Genomic DNA, 18909 nt, shown 5'->3' with positions numbered 1-18909 from the left:
CCATGTCCGGGCCGAACAAGAGCTACGACCCCGTCCAGGTCGCGCCGTTGCACGCCGAGCACGTCGAGGCCATGGTGGCCGAGGCGCTCGCCGCCTTCGCCGCCGCCGGCTCGACGGCCGAGCTCAAGCAGGCCCGGCTGGCGCACGCGGGGGACCGGTCCCCGATCGCCCTGGCCAACCGCGAGATCGGCGCGCTGCCGCCGCAGGCCCGCAAGGAGACTGGCGCCCGGATCGGCCGGGCTCGTGGACAGATCAACGCCGCGCTGAAGGCCCGCGAGGCCGAGGTCTCCGCCGCCGAGCTCGAGCGCGCGCTGGTCGAGGAGCGCGTCGACGTCACGCTGCCCGTCGCCGCCCACCCGGTCGGGGCCGTGCACCCGATCACCGGCCTGATGGCCCTGATTGAGGACGTCTTCGTCGGGATGGGCTGGGAGGTCGCCGAAGGACCCGAGCTCGAGGCGGAGTGGCTCAACTTCGACGCGCTCAACTTCATCCCCGACCACCCGGCCCGCACCCTGCAGGACACGCTGTTCGTCGAACCCGAGGACGGCGGACTGGTGCTGCGTACCCACACCTCACCGGTGCAGGCCCGGACTCTGCTCACCCGCGAGCCCCCGGTGTACGTGATCTGCCCCGGCAAGACCTACCGGGCTGATGAGTACGACGCGACCCACGTGCCCGTCTTCCACCAGATCGAGGGCTTGGTCGTAGACCGCGGCATCACCCTCGGACATCTGCGCGGCACGCTCGACCACTTCGCCCAGGCGATGTTCGGCGACACCCGCACTCGGATCCGTCCGCACTACTTCCCCTTCACCGAACCCTCCGCCGAGGTCGACCTGCAGTGCTTCGTCTGCCACGGCGACTCGGTCGGCCACCCCGACCGCCCCTGCCGTACGTGCAAGAGCGAGGGCTGGATCGAGTGGGGCGGCTGCGGCATCGTCAACCCCCGGGTGCTGGCCGCCTGCGGCGTCGACAGTGACGTCTACTCCGGCTTCGCCTTCGGCATGGGCGTCGAGCGCACGCTTATGTTCCGCAACAACAGCGAGGACATGCGCGACATGGTCGAGGGCGACGTCCGCTTCAGTCGCTCGCTCGTCGGGGCAGCGCGGTGAAGGCGCCCCTGTCGTGGCTGCGTGAGTACGCCGCGCTGGCGGCGGACCTGGACGGCCGCGCCTTGGCCGAGGCGCTGGTCCGGGCCGGGCTCGAGGTCGAGGGCGTCGAGCAGGCGGGTGCCGACGTCACTGGACCGCTGGTCGTCGGCCGGGTGTTGTCCGTCGAGCCGGAGCAGCACTCGAACGGCAAGACGATCAACTGGTGCCGGGTCGACGTCGGTGACCACAACGACCCTGCTGACGCCGGTCAGCCGGCCTCCCGGGGCATCGTCTGCGGCGCACACAATTTCGTTGCCGGCGACCTCGTCGTCGTCGCCCTGCCTGGCGCAGTGCTTCCGGGTGACTTCGCGATCGCGGCCCGCAAGACCTACGGCCACGTCTCCGACGGCATGATCTGCTCGGCCCGCGAGCTCGGCCTCGCCGACGACCACGACGGCATCATCGTGCTGGACGACGCCAGTCTGGTGCCGGGCACCGACGTAGCGCCGACGCTGCACCTCCGTGACGAGGTGCTGGACGTCGCCGTCACGCCTGACCGCGGCTACACCATGTCCATCCGCGGGCTGGCCCGCGAGGCCGCCCAGGCCGCGGGGGGCGCGTTCACCGATCCCGTCGACCGACCCGTCCCGGCCGCGACCGACGCCGGCTACCCGGTCCGGCGCGAGTCGGCTGACTGTCCGCTCTTCGTCGCGGTCTCGGTGACTGGTATCGACCCCAGCCGGCCGAGTCCGCGCTGGCTGGCCCGCCGCGTCCAGCTGACCGGGATGCGGCCGATCTCCTTGGCGGTCGACATCACCAACTACGTGATGCTCGAGACCGGCCAGCCGCTGCACGCCTACGACGCCGACGCTGTGGCCGGCCCGATCGTCGTCCGGCAGGCCGCGGCGGGGGAAAAGCTCACCACCCTCGACGACGCGGTCCGCGCCCTCGACCCGGCCGACCTGGTGATCGCCGACGACTCCGGCCCGATCGGCCTGGCCGGGGTGATGGGTGGGGCCTCCAGCGAGCTCTCCGCCGCGACCACCTCGGTCGTCCTCGAGGCGGCGTCGTTCGACGCGCTGACCCTGGCCCGTACGTCGCGGCGGCACCGGCTCTCCTCCGAGGCCTCCCGGCGCTTCGAGCGCGGCGTCGACCCCGGGGCCGCGTACGCCGCCGCGCACCGGGCCGCCGCCCTGCTGGTCGAGCTGGCCGGTGGCACGCTCGTCGAGGCCGAGACGATCAGCGGTGCCGTGCCCCCCGGCGCCACCCAGACCCTCGACGTCGCTCTGCCGGGGCAGATCCTCGGCGTCGAGCTCGCGCCGGGCCGGGTGGTCGAGCTGATCGAGACCGTCGGCGCCTCTATCGCGGTCGACGGCACGACCCTGACCGTGACCGCGCCGACCTGGCGGCCCGACCTCACCGACCCGTACGACTACGTGGAGGAGGTCGGCCGGCTGGTCGGCTTCGACACCATCCCGCCCGTGGTGCCGCGGGCCCCCACCGGCCGCGGCCTGACCCGGGCCCAGCGGACGCGACGCGCGGTCACCGCTGCCGTGGTGGCGGCTGGGTTCGTCGAGGTGATCAGCTTCCCGTTCGTGGCGGCCGACGACCTCGACCGGCTCGGTCTCGCCGCCGACGACCGGCGCCGCCGGACCTCACGCGTCCTGAACCCGCTCGCCGAGACGACCCCGTACCTGCGGACCTCGGTGTTGCCCGGCCTGTTCGCCGCGGTCGCCCGCAACGTCAGCCGCGGGCTGGACGACCTGGCCCTGTTCGAGGCCGGTTCGGTGTTCTTCGCGCCGGAGCCCCGCCTCACAGCGCCGCGGCCCGGCGTCGAGACTCGGCCGAGCGCGGAGGTGCTCGCGCAGATGGACGACGCGCTGGGCGACCAGCCGCGCCACCTCGGCGCCGTGCTCTGCGGCGACTGGCGCGTGGCGGGCTGGCAGGGTCCGGCCGAGCGCGCCGGCTGGACGCACGCGGCCGCCCTGGTGGATGCCGTTGGCCACGCCGTCGGTCTCGACCTGGTCCGCCGCCAGGCCGAGCAGGCCCCCTGGCACCCCGGCCGCTGCGCCGCGGTCCTGCTGCCCGGCTCGGACGTGGCGATCGGCTACGCCGGTGAGCTGCACCCGCAGGTCATCGCGGCGTACGGCCTGCCGCCCCGGACCGCGGCGGTCGAGCTCGACCTGACCGTCCTGGTCGCAGCCGCTCCGGACGGCGGCTCCGTCAGCCCGATCTCGTCCCACCCGGTCGCCAAGGAGGACGTCGCGCTCGTCGTGGACGCCTCTGTCCCCGCGGCCGAGGTCGAGGCCGCTCTCCGAGCCGGCGCGGGAGAGCTGCTCGAGTCGGTCCAGCTGTTCGACATCTACACCGGTCCGCAGGTCGGCCAGGGTCGCAAGTCGCTGGCCTTCGCGCTGCGGTTCCGTGCGACGAACCGCACGCTGACCGATGCCGAGACCGCGGCGGCCCGAGACGCCGCGGTGGCTCGGGCTGGAAAAGATACTGGCGCGGTCCAACGCACCGAGTAAACACGGCGAGCCAGGCAGGTGACATTCGTGTGACGCTTGAGCGCTATCGCCGCGCCTCGTGGCTGGCTTGGTTTCCACGGGGCTGCCGGAACTGATAGCGTCGTGTGCGTTGGCAGTATTGCCGCCTGTTTGGGGGAAACAGAATGCAGGACTCCACATGCTTTGGGTTCATCCGGTGACGACAACGACCCGTGCCGAAACGGCGCAGTCCCGTACCGGGGAAAATGCGAGACGTGCTAACTGGCGTCGGGAATATGCGTCGCGACTCGTCGTGACGGATGTCCTGGTTCTGGTCTGGGCCATTCTCGGCGCGGCGCTGGTGAGCGTCCGCCTGTTCGAGCCTTTGGTGACGCCGTCGTGGATGGCCTCGCTCAAGCTCAACTACTTCGAGGCGAGCGCGGCGCTCATTATTGTTTGGACATTCGCGCTCGCCGCGGTGGGGTCTCGCGACTATCGCAAGCTGGGTACCGGGATGGGCGAGTACAAGGCTGTCCTGCAGTCCGCTCTCCTGGTGCTCGTGCTGATCGCGCTCGTCTCGTTCGCCTTCCGCATTGACATCTCCCGCGGACTCATCTTGCTGGCCATGCCCGCCGCGCTGGTCGGCTTGCTCCTGTCACGGGCGATCTGGCGGAGGTGGCTGCGACTGCATCGTCGCCGCGGTCAGTTCTCCGCCCGGGTGCTACTCGTCGGGTCCTCCAGCACGACCTCGCACGTGGCCGCAGACCTCCGCCGCCACCCAGCGGCCGGATACCACGTCGTGGGCGCGCTGGTCACCAGTGGCGCGCACGGGTCGGTGCTCCTGGGCGACATCCCCATCCTCGGCACCGTCGAGCACCTGCTCGATGCCGTGACGGCCTCTGACGCCGACACCGTGATCGTGACCGACGGTCACAACCTGGAGCCGGCGAAGCTTCGTGAGCTGAGCTGGAGCCTGGAGCCCGGGCGTCAGCACCTGGTGATGGCGCCGAGCCTGACCGACATCGCCGGCCCGCGCATCCACGCTCGCCCGGTCGCGGGGCTGCCGCTGGTACACGTGGAGACGCCGCGCTACGAAGGCGCCGACCGCTTCGTCAAGAGAGCGTTCGACGTCTGCGCCTCCGGCGGCCTGCTCCTGCTCGGGTCGATCCCGCTGATCATCGTCGCCGTGATCATCAAGCTCACCTCGCCGGGCGACCTGTTCTTCTCCCACGAACGGATCGGGAAGAACGGTGAGCCCTTCCGGATGCTGAAGTTCCGCTCGATGGTGGCGGGCGCCGACTCGCAGCTCGCTGGTCTGCTCAAGGAGCAAGGAAGCGAGGACAAGCCGCTGTTCAAGATCGAGAACGACCCTCGGATCACCCCGATCGGTCGCATCATCCGGCGCTACTCGATCGATGAGGTCCCGCAGCTGATCAACGTCCTCAAGGGCGACATGAGCCTGGTCGGTCCGCGTCCCCAGGTCGCCAAGGAAGTCGCGCTCTACGACCACGCCGCGGCCCGCCGGCTCAACGTGAGCCCTGGGATGACCGGCCTGTGGCAGGTCAGCGGCCGCTCCAACCTCGGCTGGGAGGAGAGCGTCCGGCTCGATCTCTTCTACGTCGAGAACTGGTCGCTCACCGCAGACCTCGCCATCTTGGCGCGGACGGTGCGTGCGGTGGTGGCGAGCGACGGAGCCGTGTGAGCGCCCCGACGGGAGGCGGCCAAGGCGTGCTCGTTCACGAGTGGGTCGCGCAGTCGGGCGGGTCGGAGAACGTCTTCCAAGCCCTGCACGACATCTATCCGGACGCCGACCTGGTGTGCCTGTGGAACGACTCCACCGGACGGTTCGACGAGGGTCGGCTGAAGCAGACCTGGCTCTCGCGCACCCCGCTGCGGCGCAGCAAGGCGCTCGCCCTGCCGTTCATGCCGGCGACCTGGCGGCGGCTGGCCAACGAGGGCTACGACTGGGCGCTGATCAGCTCCCACCTCTTTGCGCACCACGCTCACTTCGTCGGGCAGCCGGCTGGTTTCCGGCGCTACGTCTACGTGCACACGCCGGCCCGCTACATCTGGAACCCGGAGCTGGACGGCCGCGGGACCAGCCTGCCAGCGCGGGCGGTCGCGGCCGCGCTGAAGCCCCTCGACCGTCGGCGGGCTCAGGAGCCGGCCTCCTACGCAGCGAACAGCGCGTTCGTCCAGGCTCGTATCCGCGAGGCCTGGAGGGTCGAGTCGCAGGTGATCTTTCCGCCCGTGGAGGTCGAGGCGATCCAGGCCGTCGACGACTGGCGGACCCGGCTCACCGATGCTGAGCAGGAGGTGCTGGACAGCCTGCCCGAGGGCTTCGTGCTCGGGGCGTCGCGCTTCATCCCGTACAAGCGGCTGGACCTGGTGATCAAGACCGCTGAGGCGGCCGGTCGGCCGGTGGTGCTGGCCGGCAAAGGTCCCGAGCTGGAAAGTCTCCAGGCGGCGGCCCGGGACGCGTCTGTCCCGGTGCACTTCGTGCTCGCTCCGTCAGGTCCTATGCTGTGGGCGCTCTACCAGCAGACGGCGCTCTACGTCTTTCCCGCCATCGAGGACTTCGGCATCATGCCGGTCGAGGCGATGGCGGCCGGAGCTCCCGTCTTGGCCCAGTCGGTCGGCGGTACCGCGGAGAGCGTGGTGCCCGGCCGGACGGGGGCGTTGATCCCCTTCGTCTCGCCGGCGGAGATGGCTGCGGGCGCCGAAGCAGCGATGGACACCACCAGGGTCGAGCGGGTGAGCCGGGCGCAGGACTTCTCGCGCCGACGCTTCGAGGAGCGCATCACCGACTGGGTCGGAGCGGCGTGACCGGGCCGCGAGGTCGGCGGTCCGTGCTGGTCAACCAGAGCTTCGTGATGCAACGGGTGACCGGCCAGCAGCGCTACGCGACCGAGATCGGCAACCGGCTGCTCGCCCACGAAGGCTTTGACGGCGTCCAGCCGGGCGGCCGGTGGGCGGGCTCGGCGCTCCGGGTATGGCTCTGGGTGATGGCGGTGCTACCGGCGCGGGCCGGGTCGTCGGTGTTGCTCTCGATGACCGCGCGCGCACCCCTGTGGCAGCGTCGACATGTGTTGGTGGTGCACGACCTGTTCGTGCTGACCAACCCGGAGTGGTTCTCCCGGCGCTACTACTGGACGCATGCCCCACTGCTCCGGCTCCAGTTGCGTACCGCAGCCGCACTCGTGGCGGTGAGCCAGCCGGTCGCCGACCAGCTCGCCGGCTACAGCGCTGACGTGCACGTCGCCCCGAACGCCCCGAGCGACGTGTTCACGGCCGGCGGCGGGCCAGTCGTCACCGACGCGCTCGCCGTTCGCGGCCTGGAGCCAGGCGGCTACTTTCTGACGGTCGGCAGCATGGACCCGCGCAAGAACCTCCCTGCCCTGGCTCAGGCCTACGCGCGACTGAGCGAGCAGGAGCGCCGAGCCCATCCCCTGGTGGTCGTGGGCGGAGGGAGCGCCGTCTTCCGTGACCAGGACATCAGCTGGCCGGCTGAGGTGGTAGATGCGGGTTACGTGACCGACGAAGAGCTGCGCGAGCTCTACCGGGGCTCGCTCGCCGTGGTCTTTCCCAGCCTGGCCGAAGGATTCGGCCTTCCCCTGGTCGAAGCCGCCGCCGCTGGCGCGCCCTGTCTGGTCATCTCCGACATCCCCGTCTTTCGTTGGGTCTGCGGGGACGCGGCTCACTACGTCGACCCGACCGATGTCGCGTCGATCACCGCAGGGCTCACCGAGGCCGTCGCGACGCCCCGAGCCCAGGTCGTCGACCTGGGACGCTTCAGCTGGGACGAGAGCGCCGGGGTGGTGCGAGAGCTGTGCAGCACGGTAGCGGCGCGATGAGCGAGACCAATGGGGGTGCTGGTACGGGAATATGCGTTGATCGTGACGCATTGCACACGCCAGGGTTCGCTTTGGGACTTTAGTCCCGATAGGATCAGGACTGAAAGCGAAGGGTAGGACCCGGCTCGGGGTGGAGCTGGTAGAAGAGGCTGGACGACGTTGTCAAGCTCAAGTTTCGACAGCGTACGGGGAACTCACAATGGTGCACAGTGCTTTGATGTTGGCTGCCTGGATTACGACAGGTACGGCCGGAATGATTGTTGGAATGGTGGCGGTAGGCCTGGCTAAGCGCCGGTTGAGCGCGCCGCAGACGGAATCCCCCGTCGAGAATCCGGTCTCCGCCTGATTCTCGTCAGCACTGATCGCCAGCCTGGCGAATTCACCATTCTCCTGAGTCGCGCACTCAATGCCGCAGGTTTTGTCTCGGTCTGAGGCTGGCGGCTCGGGCGGAGGGCTTTGGCCGGGCCCGGCGAAGACACGCACGGTCCTGGCCGGTCTGGTTACACTGAGCCGCCCGGAGAACCGACCTATGAGGGGGTACCGGTGGAGCTACGCGATTACCTACGCATGCTCAGGCGCGGGTGGCCCACCGTCCTGCTGGTCACAGCCTTGGCGGTCGGACTCGCCGCCATCTATCTCACGGTGGCACCAAAGCGCTACGAGGCTACGGCCGTGATATTCGTCTCGGCGAACCAGCCCGACACGATCACCGACCTGCAGCAGGCGAACCAGTTCGCGGTCAACGCCGCGGCCACCTACGCCGAGATCGCGCACTCGGCCACCGTCCTCGCACCGGTCGCCGAGCAGCTGCGGCCCAGCCGGACCGTCGAACAGCTGGAAGAGATGGTCACGACCGGCCGGCGGGAGTCGACGTCGTTGATCGACGTCACGGCCAGTGCAAGCAGCGCGGCCGAGGCCGCGAACGTCGCGAACGCCACAGCCGCCAGCGCCGTCAAGGTGATCCCGGCGCTCACCCCGCAGTCCGGGAGCGGCACGCGTTCCTTGGTCGACCTCCAAGTGGTGCGGTCCGCGCCGGAGCCTTCGACGGCGCTCAGCCCGGACACGTCTCGAGTACTGGCAATCGGTCTGATCGCCGGACTGGCACTCGGGCTGGGCCTCACCATCACGAGCCAGGCCCTGGACACGCGCCTGCGTCGACCCGAGGACCTGCGCCACCTGACCAAGCTGCCCCTCCTGGCCGTGCTGCCCCGGCTGAGACGTTCGCAGCGAGATGCCATCGTCGTCAGGGATGATCCGGCGAGTGCCGCGGTCGAGAGCTACCGCTCGTTACGCACCAACCTGAGCTACCTGGAATCGGCCGGCCGACGTAGCCTGCTCTTCACCGGAGTGGCTGATGATCGCCACAGCGTCCAGGTGCCGGTCAACCTGGCGTGGTCGATGGCGCAGTCAGGGCGCAGCGTCCTGCTCGTCGACCTCGACCTGCGGCAGTCCTCGGTCGGGGAGATCCTGCACCTCACGAGCCAGGCCGGCATGGCTGACGTGTTGGCTGGGACGTCGGAGATGCACGACGTCATCCACGAGACCGCTCAGCCCGGTCTGCACGTGGCTCTCGCAGGGACCACGCAGCCGAGCCCGTCGGACCTGCTCAGCACCCCCAGGATGGAAGCTGTGCTGCGGCTGGCCGAGCGAGACTACGACTACGTGGTGCTGCACGCACCGCCGATCCTTACCTACACCGACGCCGCGGTGGTGGCGCGCGCCGCCGGTCAGACTCTGGTCACGGTGTCGGCCGCCCACACTCGGGCCGTCGAGCTGACGAGTGCGCTGGTGGCGCTGGGGAACGTCCGGGTCGAACCGCTTGGCTTGGTGCTCGTCGGATCACGCGTGCACGTGGGAGACATCAACAAGGTGCGGGGCATCTGGACGCGTCGTCCGCCGACCGGTGGCGTGTCCCAAGGCCGGCGCGTGGAGTGGGACTGGGCGGACCGGCCGAAATTCGGGGGAGAGGCGAGATCGTGACCACCAGCCGCGCACCGGAGGCTGACGACCTACGGACGACGTTCCGAACGGCGGTCGTGCTGGCCTCGGCTGGACGGCCCGAGCTGCTCGCTGAAGCCCTCCGTTCCTGCTCTGCGCAGCACGGGGCCGAGTTCGAGCTCGTGGTGTCCGTTCCCGACGAGAACAGCCTTCCAGTCGAGCCGCGGCTGCTCGACGGCGTTCGGGTCGTCACCGGTACCCGGGGCCTGGCTGCTCAGCGGAACGCCGCACTCGAGGTTCTGGACGACGTGGACGTGGTCGCCTTCTTCGACGACGACGCCGTCCTTCGCCCCGACTACCTGGTGGAGGCGCTGCGCTTCCTCCGGTCGCACCCCGACGTCGTCGGCCTGACCGGTCGGGTGCTGATCGACGGGGCCGTCAGCGGCGAGGTCCCGCGGGACGTCGCGGATCGGGCCCTGGCAGCGTCGGCCGCCGAGCCGGCGTCCGGACGCTGGCGGAACACTCGTGAGCTCTACGGCTGCAACTTCGTGGTCCGCGTCGATCGCGCTCCCCACCTGCGCTTCGACGCTCGGCTGCCGCTCTACTCCTGGCTCGAGGACCACGACTTCGCCCGGCGGTTGATGGTGGTCGGACGGCTGGTCGAAGCCGAGGACTGCGTGATCGTGCACCGGGCCGCCGCCTCGGGCGGACGGCAGGCCCACACCCGGTTGGGCTACTCACAGGTGATGAACCCGGTGTACCTGCAGCGCAAGGGCAGCTTTCCCCTCTGGCTCGCCGCCGAGCAGATCTTTCGTCCTGTCGCCAAGAATGTGGCGTTGTCCGTGGCCGGACCCTCCCGACAGTGGCGCCGGGAACGGCTGCGGGGCAACCTGATGGCGGCTTGGGACGCCCTCAACGGACGAATCACTCCAGAACGGATCACCGAGCTGTGACGACGCTCTCCAGCCGATCGGGCCACGACCCTGCGGGCAGCCCGCCCATGGCCGCTTCCCACGAGGCCATGACGACGCTCAGCATCGTGATGCCGAACTACAACTACGGTCACTTTGTCGCCGACGCGGTCAGGAGCGCTCTCGACGTCGACTGGCCTGACGTCGAGGTCATCGTCGTCGACGACGGCTCAACCGACAACTCGCTGGAGGTGCTGGCCGCCTTCGGGGACCGGATCACGGTCATTAGCCAGGAGAACTCGGGTCCGCGCGTGGCCTGCAACCGTGGTTTCGCTGCCTCCCGCGGGGACGTCGTGATCTTCCTCGACTCCGACGACCAGGTCGAGCGGTCCATCGCCCGAGAGGTGGCGGCGGTCTGGCGCCCGGGCATCAGCAAGGTCCAGGTCCAGATGCAGCGGGTGGACAAGCACGACGTCGAGGTCGGTGGGGTCTTTCCGAAGTACCCCGGGACGCCTTCCCCGGAGCAGATTCAGGCCTGGATGGCGGCCACTTCCGCCTATCCGACGCCGCCCGGGTCAGGCAACGTCTACTCACGGGAGTTTCTGGAGCGGCTGTTCCCGCTGGACGGCCGGTGCGGAGACGCGACGGACTCAGCGTGCCTGGCCGCGGCACCGTACCTGGGTGACGTCGTCACCATCGTCAAGCCCCTGGTCCGTTACCGGATCCACCAGGACAACCGGAGCAAGCTCAACGATCCGGTGCGTTTCACCCGCCAGATCGAGCGCGCCTACCAGCGGCACCAGTTCGCCTTGGAGATCTCCGGCCAATCAGCCGCTGAGGCGGACGTGGTCGTCCCCCTGCGGCGCGGCCGGCACCTGCTCCAGATGCGCGTGGCTGAGCTCAGACTGAACGGTGGCGAGCCACCGGTGCCGCACGACAGCCGCTCACGGCAGTTGAAGGACACCCTCCGCAGCGTGGCGGCGCCGGGGCCGGAACCGTCGCTGGACCGTCTGCTCATTGCGGGTTGGTGCCTGGCGACGATGTTCGCCCCCCAGCGGGTGGCTCGGCGGTTGATCCGCCGTCGCTTCGGCTGACCTCGGCGGAAGCCCCCGCCCCGGCAGCCCGCAGGCGGCCACCGGGCACGACCTGACTCACACGACCATACGAACGGAGGACGGCCGATGCCGGTGATCGACCTGCGCAGCATCCGCGGAGACAACCCTGTGCCTCTGGTCGAGTGCGACGTGTGCATCGTCGGCACGGGCCCGGCTGGAGTCACGCTGGCGCGCGAGCTGTCCGCGACCCAGCTGCGGGTGACCGTGCTGGAGAGTGGTGACGACGAGCGGAGCGAGCCCGCCGACCGCTTGAACGACATTGAGAACGTGGGGCGGCCGCGGGTTCCCGACCAGTGGTCGGTGCGCAACCGGATCGTCGGGGGCAGCTCGCACACCTGGGGCGGGCGTTGTGCGCCCTTCGACGAGATCGACTACGAGCAGCGCTCGTGGGTTCCGAACTCGGGTTGGCCGTTCGGACCGGAGGAGATGGAACCGTACCTGGATCGGACGACCAGCCACCTCGGCCTCGCCGTCGGCACCGGCTTCAGTGACGACCGGTTCTGGACGATCGCTGGTCGCCCCCGGCCGGCGGACAACCCGGATCCCGCGCTCCTTCGCCCCTTCTTCTGGCAGTTCAGCCGCGACGAGGAGGAGTCCTACCCCTTCGAGTACGTGCGTTTCGGCCGCGGCCTCGCGACTCGGCTGGGGCCAGACGTCACTCTGGTCACCGGGGCGACCGTCGTCCGCGTCCTCCCCTCAGATTCCGGCGATGCGGTGTCCGCCGTCGAGTACGCCGCACCCGATGGGCAACGGCGCACGCTGAGCACCAGCACGGTCGTGCTGGCCACGGGCGGCATCGAGAACGCCCGCATCCTGCTCAGCTCGGACAGCCAGTCCCCGGCCGGGCTCGGGAACGGTCACGACCAGGTCGGCCGCTACCTGATGGACCACCCTCGCGGGCCGGTGGGCTTCTTCGACGTCGACGCCTCCCGGGAGCTGCTCAAGCGGCTGGGCCGTTACAACGTCCGAGGGCGCCTGTTCCGGGCCGGATTTCGGCTGAGCCCTGAGGTTCAGCGAGACGAGCGGCTTCTCAACTGCGCCGCGTGGCTGGGGGAGGAGGTCGGACCCGACGACCCGTGGGACGCGCTGCGCCGCATCATCCGGCGGACGCCCAACCTGCCGGCCGACGCAGTGGCTCTGGTCAAGGGAGCCCCGCTGTTCGCGCGCGGAGTGCGCGAATACTTCGTCGAGCGGAACGGCATCCCTCGTCGTTTCCAGGCGGTCACGTTGCTGGCCATGGTGGAGCAGCGCCCCGACCCAGACAGCCGCATCACCTTGGGCGCCGGCCGGGACGCGTACGGGATCAGACTGCCCCAGGTCGACTGGCGCATCCATCCCGACGAGGTGCAGACGATGCGGCGGACGGCGGAGATCGTCGGCCAGCAGCTGCAGGCGATGGGCTTCCCGGCCCCGACGCCGGCCCCCTGGGTGGTCGAGGGCGGTGACCTGCCCGCCTCGTTCGTCGACGTCGCCCACCCCACCGGGACCACCCGGATGTCCGCCGACCCCACCCACGGCGTGGTCGACCCGAACAGCCAGGTGCACGGCGTACGAGGGTTGTACGTGACGGGCAGCTCGGTGTTCCCGACGGCCGGGCACTGCAACCCGACCCAGATGATCGTGGCGATGGCCATTCGTCTGGCGGACCACCTGAAGGCCGCGGCCCGTCAGCGCAGGACGTCGCCGTCGCGGACCGTTCTGGTCACCGGGGGGACCGGTCGGATCGGTTCGGTGGTCGTCGCCGACCTGCTCGAGCGTGGCTACCAGGTCCGCGGCACCACGTCGCGGTTGCCCCTACCCGAGTCGGCCCCCGGCCTGGAGTGGCGGTCGGTCGACTTCATGACGGCTGCGGCGGCGGACTACGACGCGCTGCTCCAGGGGTGCTCCGCCGTGCTTCACCTCGCGGCGGAGATCGGCAAGCAGGACCGGATGCCGTCGGTGAACGTGACCGCGACGCGGCTGTTGGCCGAGGCCGCCGAACGGGCCGGGATCGAGGCGTTCGTCTACACCAGCACCGTCTCGGTCTACGGCAGCGGCAAGACGCGGACCATGACAGAGGACGCAGCGACGCTGACGGTCGAGGAGGACGTTGCGGGGGAGTACCTGGCGATGGACTACGTCCGGACGTACGGCCGGACGAAGCTGGCCGGCGAGCGGGCCATCGCCGACGCGGCTGACCGGGTTCGGTACACGGTGCTGCGGCCGACGGTCGTGGTCGGGGAGCAGGCGTTGCTGGGCATCCGCGACTGGAGCCGCAGCAAGCGTGTCCTGGCCGCGCACCGGCACGCTCACCACGTCTACGTCCGGGACGTCTCCGAGGCGCTGATCTGGTCGATGGAGCAGTCCCTCAGCGGGGCCGGTGCTCCCGGTTCGGTGGAGACCTACAACGTCTCCGAGGACGACCTGGCCTCGCCGACCCACGCCGCTTTCATGCGGCGCGCCCTGGAGGCCACGGGGGACGAGCGGTTCAAGGTGCCGACGGTGCCGGGGGCTGCGGACTGGCTGCACGACGTCGTGCGGTTCCGGCAGCCGACTCTGCGCAACCCGCTGTGGCGGATGCGCTTCCCGGCCGACAAGCTCGCCCGGGCCGGCTTTCGACCGCGTTACGGGATGCGCTACGCCGAGGCGCGCGCTCTCGAGCTGCTGCGCCAGGAGCGACTCGTGGTGGACGGCACCTCACCGGAGCCGGTACTGGCGTCGGCCGGTCAGCGCACCACAGGATGACGACCACCGCGCAGGCGCCGACCCTGCGTCGCGCCGTCGTGCTGATGACCGCGTCCAGCTTCTTGGTGCCGGCCGGAGGCCTGCTCACCGCCCCACTGCTGGCGCGCGCGCTGAGCACCGACGGTCGGGGAGAGCTCGCGGCCGCGATCGCCCCCGCAGGTCTGATGCTGGCGGCGGCCACGCTCGGACTTCCCGACGCACTCACGTACTTCCTGGCCAAGCGGCCCGGCGCTACCCGCCCCGCGCTCGCCTGGGCCTCGCTCGTCACGGTGGCCCTTGGCCTGGTCTGCCTGCTGGCCACGTTCCTGGCGTTGTCCTTCCTGTCCGCTGGGGATCCTGATCTCGGCCGGCTCATCCTGCTGGCCACGGCGCTCACCGTGCCCGCCCTCGTCGTCAACGTGTTTCGTGGTGCCGCCACCGGACGCCAGATGTGGGGCGCGATTGCCGTCGAGCGGGTGATCATCACCGCGATCCGGGTGCTGGGCTTTGGCCTGCTGTTTGTGGGCGGCGAGCTGGGCGTGCTGGCCGGGGTCCTGGTGAACACCGTGACCCCGATCGTCGCCGGCATCGTCTACTGGCCGCTGCTCCGACGTCCGCAGGAGGCGACGGAGCCCGCCGAGGCCGCGGGCGACCCAGCAGACCTGCCCGACGACGAGAACGACCGGGGCACTCTCGCGACGATCGTCGCCTTCGGCAGCAAGGTGTGGCTCGGCAGCGTCGCGAGCATGGTGCTCGCTCGCGCCAGTCAACTGCTGATGACGCCACTGTCGAGCGTCGAAGACCTGGGCCTCTACACGGTGGCCAGCACCGTCTCGGACCTGCCCCTGATCGTCGCCCTCGCCATCCAGGGTGCGCTGTTCGGGGTCAACAGCAAGACGCGGGACGCGAGCCAGCTCACCGGGACCGCCCGGCTGACGCTGCTGGTGGCCTTCGGGGGGTGCCTCGTCCTCGGGGCGAGTCTCCCGTTCTGGATCGGTCCGCTCTTCGGGTACGAGTTCGAGGCTGCCACCGTTCCCACTCTGATGCTGCTCGTCTCGGCCCTGATCTGCATCCCCGGCCTGCTGGCCGGCACGGCCCTCAGCGCCTGGGGTCGGCCCGGACTGCGGAGTGCCGGCCTCGGCGTCACCCTGGCGGCCAACGTCGGGTCCTTCGTGCTGCTGGTGCCGCACTTCGGCGTCTACGGGGCGGCGTGGACGAGCATCATCAGCAACGTGGTCCTGGCCACCTTCATGGTGGTCGCCGCCCGCCAAGTCGTGGGCGTGCCCGGGCGGGACTTCTTCTTGGTGCGGCGATCGGACGTGGTCCGGGCCTGGACCGAGGGCCAGCGGATCCTCGCCCGGCTGCCGCTCGGAGGCCGGTCGTGAGCGCGCCCGGTCGGGCCCAGGGCTTGGCGGCGCGGCTGCCCCTCCCCGGTCGTCCCGGTGATGACCCGACACCGCTGACCGCTCTCGAGGAGCTCGCGGATCCCGTACGCTGCGACCTCCTGTCCAGCGACCTGTTCGACACCGTGCTGCTGCGCGACCGGAGCACCGAGACGGCGAGGTTCGCCGAAGCCGCCCGCCGCGCGGCCCCGCTGATCGGGGTGGACCCGGACGCGCTGGTCCCCCTGCGCTGGACGACGCAGGCGAGCGTGTACCGGGCTGTGGCCGTGGAACGCCCCGACGGTGAGGCGACGCTGGCCACGATCACCCAGATCATGGCCACGGCACTGGGCCTGGGCTTCGAGGCGGCCGACGTGCTGCGGCGCTCCGAGGTCGAGGTCGACGGTGAGCACCTGCGGGCGAACCGGCCGCTGCTGGAGGTCTTTGACCGTGTTCGGCGCTCAGGCGTGCCGCTGGTGGCCGTCTCGGACACCTACTACAGCGAGGCCGACCTGCGGCAGCTCCTCGACGCCGTCGTGGGGGACCACCCGTTCCGCGCGGTGTACTCGAGCGCCGATCTCGGCGCCACCAAGCACGCGGGCAGCATCTTTGCCAGGGTGACCGAGATGGAGCAGGTGGCGGCGGCGCGGGTGGTGCACGTGGGCGACAGCAGTACGGCCGACGTGCGGCAGGCCGCCGCGGCCGGTTGGACGCCGGTGCACCTCCCTCGTAGTGCCGGCTTCCACCGCGGCCGTCGGCTGGGTCAGCTGCAGGCGCTCCCGCTCGTCGTCTGGAGGGACCGATGAGCACGCGGACGTCCGACCCGCAGGAAGTCGGACGCGAGGTCCTGGGCCCGATCGTGGCGGAGTTCTGCCTCCGGCTGTGGTCGCTGGGTGCCGCCTTCGAGCGTCCTGGGGAGGCAGCCTTCCTCTTCTGCGCCCGCGGCGGGCTGCGGATGCAGCTGGCCTACGAGCGGTTCCTCGCCGCCTCGGCTCTGCCATCCGCGGTGCACGTCGCTCCGCTGATGGTCTCCCGGGTGGTGGCGATGCGCCCGGCCCTGTCGCGGACGGCGGAGGAGGGACTGGACCACCTGCTGCCCGCCGCGGCCCGTACGCTCGGCCACGAGTTCGGACAGGCATCGGTGGCCGAGGTGGCTCGGGCCATGTCCGGAGCGGTCCCGCTGGGCGACGACCTGCAGTGGCAGCGCCCGCTGACGTCCGACGGTCTGGCGCGGCTGCTGCGGCACGCCGACGGTGAACCGGTGAGCGAGGCGTTGCGGAGCCAGTCCGCGCTCTTCGGTCGTCACCTGCAGGAGTCGCTCGACGGGCGCCGCCAGGCGGTCCTGGTCGACACCGGCCTGCACGGCACCACCGCTCTCGTGCTGGCTGAGGGTCTGCCCCAGGTGTCGGTCAGCTCGGCGCTGATGGCCAACTACTTCCCGCCCACGCGCAACGAGCGGCCCCCGCGCACGTTCGGCCTGACGCTGGAGGCGGACGGTTACTCACCGCTGCGGCCGCGCAGCGTGCTGCTGCGTTACTGGCACCTCGTGGAGTGGCTGTTCGAGCCGGCCCTGGAAAGCGTCCGCTGGTTCGAGGAGACTGACGGCGTGGTCCGGAGCAACCTCGAGGTCCCCGGCTGGCAGGAAAAGGTCCCCCCCGAGGCCGGCAGTGCCTTCGCCGGAGTCCTCAGCTATCTCGACGCGCTTCCGCCGGCACCTGCGGAGAAGGTGGTGCTGGATGCCGAGACCGCCTGGGACCGCCTTCATCGTGCCGTGGTGTTCCCCCGGGCCGGCGATGCTCTGGCGCTCGCGGTCAGTGACCGTACGCACGACTTCGGCCGGGACACCACCTTCTCCACCCGCCCGTGGCAGGGGCCCGTCGCTGCTCTCCGCGGGGCGGCCATGTGGCGGGAAGGTGAGATCGCCCGCTCCGGCACGGCGTTCCGCGTCCCGCTGCTGGCGCTGGTCCAGGCGGCTTACGGCGCGCGACGGGTCAAGCGTGCGCTGATCCGCGGGAGCTGACGGGTGCCACACAACCAGGTGCCACACAACCAGGAGCACTTCACCAGAAAGGCGGGGGTATGGAGAGCACGACGGAGGTGAGCGGGACGCCGGAGATCGTGGACGCCGTCGTGCTCGGGGCCGGGATCAGTGGTCTGGTGAGTGCCTCGGTGCTGCTCGACCAGGGTGAACGCTCGGTTCTCCTGGTCGACGAGTACCCGCGGGTCGGCGGAAACCATCTCGACATGGCCATCGGGGACTACACCTTCGACGTCGGCAGCTTCATCTTCCAGGACGACTCGCCGTTGCTCCAGCACTTCCCGGAGCTGCTGCCAGAGTACGAGCCGATCCGACCCAGCTGGTCGCGGCTCAATCCCCAAGGTGTGGTGACGTCCTACCCCTTCTCGCTGCGCGACGACGTGCTCGCCGCTGGTCCGGTCGAGCTGGCACGCATCATGGCCTCGGCCGTCTTCGCTCGCCTGGACCGGCGGCCGCTGGTCAGCGCCCGCGACTTCGCCCGGCACTGGATCGGGGCACGGTTCCTGTACCGGTCGGGCCTGGAGAACTACATGGCCCGGTTCTGCGGCTGCCCGATTGACCGGATCGACCTCACCTTCGCCCAGAGCCGGATGCTGTGGATCCGCGACCAGACGACGGTGCCGGCCCTGGTGCGGCAGGTGAAGCAGCAGCTGCGGCGGACCCCCCCGACAGCGCCGACCAACCGCCAGCTGGCGCGCCCGCGGCAGGGCTTCGCGACGCTCTACGCGCCAGCGGTGGCCACGCTGGAGAGCCGTGGCGCCAGCTTCGCGCTGGGCCGAGGGGTGCATCGGGTCCAGCGGACGCCGGACGGCTTCGTGGTCGAGACCGCCGCAGGCACGGTCCAGACCCGCCGCCTCGTGTCGACCATCCCCCTGGCGCAGATGGCCGCCCTGTGTGACGTGCCGTTCGAGCCGCTGCCGGCCGTCACCCTGGTCAGCCTCTTCTACAGCTTTTCCGGCCGGCGCGGGTTCGAGGAGTCCATCCTCTACAACTTCTCGCACGAGGCCCGGTGGAAGCGGCTGACCGTCTACTCCGACTTCTACGGCACGGCAGGGGGGCGCACCTACTTCGCCGTCGAGGTGGTCGCTGACCAAGCGGGCACCTCCGTCGCCGAGGCAGCCGAGGAGTTCCGCCGGCACACCGCGGCCAACGGACTGCTGGAGGGCGATCTGCGGCTGGAGGGTAGCCACGTGCTCGAGCAGGCCTACCCGATCTACACCGGCGGGAGTGCCGAGCGGGCAGCTGCCGGCGTCGCAGCCCTCAAGGCGCTCGGGATCGAGTCCTTCGGACGCCAGGGCGCTTTCCGCTACCAGCCGACGGCCCGTGTCTCCGCGCTCGAGGCCGAGGCCGCCTTGCAGTCCGTATGATCACCCCGACCCACAGCCACAGCCAGC

The 18909-nt window shown here is 70.4% G+C and carries 13 protein-coding genes; all 13 read left to right on the top strand.

Going from position 1 to position 18909, the window contains the following annotated elements:
• Positions 1-2 precede the first annotated feature (2 nt).
• The 13 genes from pheS (at position 3) to ACFE76_RS14625 (ending at position 18882) form a co-directional block, all read left to right on the top strand.
• Positions 3-1112, top strand: a complete 1110-nt coding sequence (pheS, locus tag ACFE76_RS14685; protein ID WP_375432510.1) for a phenylalanine--tRNA ligase subunit alpha — start codon at positions 3-5, stop codon at positions 1110-1112.
• Positions 1109-3616 carry a phenylalanine--tRNA ligase subunit beta gene (pheT, locus tag ACFE76_RS14680; protein WP_375432509.1) on the top strand — a complete coding sequence of 836 codons (2508 nt, stop codon included), beginning with the start codon at positions 1109-1111 and terminating at the stop codon, positions 3614-3616. The genes pheS and pheT overlap by 4 nt, the downstream gene beginning before the upstream one ends.
• Positions 3617-3887: 271 nt before the next feature.
• Complete coding sequence (locus ACFE76_RS14675) at positions 3888-5276, top strand: sugar transferase (protein ID WP_375432508.1); 1389 nt, start codon at positions 3888-3890, stop codon at positions 5274-5276.
• 26 nt (positions 5277-5302) lie between these two features.
• Positions 5303-6400 (top strand): glycosyltransferase, encoded by a 1098-nt coding sequence (locus ACFE76_RS14670; RefSeq protein WP_375432507.1) that lies wholly within the window; start codon positions 5303-5305, stop codon positions 6398-6400.
• Positions 6397-7428: a glycosyltransferase family 4 protein gene (locus ACFE76_RS14665; protein ID WP_375432506.1), complete on the top strand. Its 1032-nt coding sequence runs from the start codon at positions 6397-6399 to the stop codon at positions 7426-7428. The genes ACFE76_RS14670 and ACFE76_RS14665 overlap by 4 nt, the downstream gene beginning before the upstream one ends.
• 543 nt (positions 7429-7971) lie before the next feature.
• Positions 7972-9408 (top strand): polysaccharide biosynthesis tyrosine autokinase, encoded by a 1437-nt coding sequence (locus ACFE76_RS14660; protein WP_375432505.1) that lies wholly within the window; start codon positions 7972-7974, stop codon positions 9406-9408.
• Entirely contained in the window at positions 9405-10319 is a 915-nt protein-coding gene (locus ACFE76_RS14655) for a glycosyltransferase family 2 protein (RefSeq protein ID WP_375432504.1), read from the top strand. The genes ACFE76_RS14660 and ACFE76_RS14655 overlap by 4 nt, the downstream gene beginning before the upstream one ends.
• 47 nt (positions 10320-10366) lie before the next feature.
• Entirely contained in the window at positions 10367-11371 is a 1005-nt protein-coding gene (locus ACFE76_RS14650; protein ID WP_375432503.1) for a glycosyltransferase family 2 protein, read from the top strand.
• 87 nt (positions 11372-11458) lie between these two features.
• Positions 11459-14116, top strand: a complete 2658-nt coding sequence (locus tag ACFE76_RS14645; RefSeq protein ID WP_375432502.1) for a GMC oxidoreductase — start codon at positions 11459-11461, stop codon at positions 14114-14116.
• Positions 14113-15480: an oligosaccharide flippase family protein gene (locus tag ACFE76_RS14640; RefSeq protein WP_375432501.1), complete on the top strand. Its 1368-nt coding sequence runs from the start codon at positions 14113-14115 to the stop codon at positions 15478-15480. Before ACFE76_RS14645 ends, ACFE76_RS14640 begins: the two co-directional genes overlap by 4 nt.
• On the top strand, positions 15477-16283 hold the full coding sequence (locus ACFE76_RS14635; protein WP_375432500.1) for an HAD family hydrolase: 807 nt from the start codon (positions 15477-15479) through the stop codon (positions 16281-16283). Before ACFE76_RS14640 ends, ACFE76_RS14635 begins: the two co-directional genes overlap by 4 nt.
• Positions 16280-17497 carry a hypothetical protein gene (locus ACFE76_RS14630; RefSeq protein WP_375432499.1) on the top strand — a complete coding sequence of 406 codons (1218 nt, stop codon included), beginning with the start codon at positions 16280-16282 and terminating at the stop codon, positions 17495-17497. The genes ACFE76_RS14635 and ACFE76_RS14630 overlap by 4 nt, the downstream gene beginning before the upstream one ends.
• Before the next feature lie 59 nt (positions 17498-17556).
• Positions 17557-18882 (top strand): FAD-dependent oxidoreductase, encoded by a 1326-nt coding sequence (locus ACFE76_RS14625; RefSeq protein WP_375432498.1) that lies wholly within the window; start codon positions 17557-17559, stop codon positions 18880-18882.
• Positions 18883-18909: the final 27 nt, after the last annotated feature.

Source organism: uncultured Friedmanniella sp., from assembly GCF_964244005.1.
Lineage (GTDB): Bacteria > Actinomycetota > Actinomycetes > Propionibacteriales > Propionibacteriaceae > Microlunatus.
The sequence above is the reverse complement of the archived record's forward strand: the minus strand, read 5'-3'. Positions and strand labels throughout refer to the sequence as shown.

What these genes read in the sequence shown, in the direction of transcription:
- ACFE76_RS14640 (WP_375432501.1), top strand. Translation starts at nt 14,113, where the DNA reads ATGACGACCACCGCGCAGGCGCCGACCCTGCGTCGCGCCGTCGTGCTG.
- pheS (WP_375432510.1), top strand. Translation starts at nt 3, where the DNA reads ATGTCCGGGCCGAACAAGAGCTACGACCCCGTCCAGGTCGCGCCGTTG.
- ACFE76_RS14625 (WP_375432498.1), top strand. Translation starts at nt 17,557, where the DNA reads ATGGAGAGCACGACGGAGGTGAGCGGGACGCCGGAGATCGTGGACGCC.
- ACFE76_RS14650 (WP_375432503.1), top strand. Translation starts at nt 10,367, where the DNA reads ATGGCCGCTTCCCACGAGGCCATGACGACGCTCAGCATCGTGATGCCG.
- ACFE76_RS14630 (WP_375432499.1), top strand. Translation starts at nt 16,280, where the DNA reads ATGAGCACGCGGACGTCCGACCCGCAGGAAGTCGGACGCGAGGTCCTG.
- ACFE76_RS14645 (WP_375432502.1), top strand. Translation starts at nt 11,459, where the DNA reads ATGCCGGTGATCGACCTGCGCAGCATCCGCGGAGACAACCCTGTGCCT.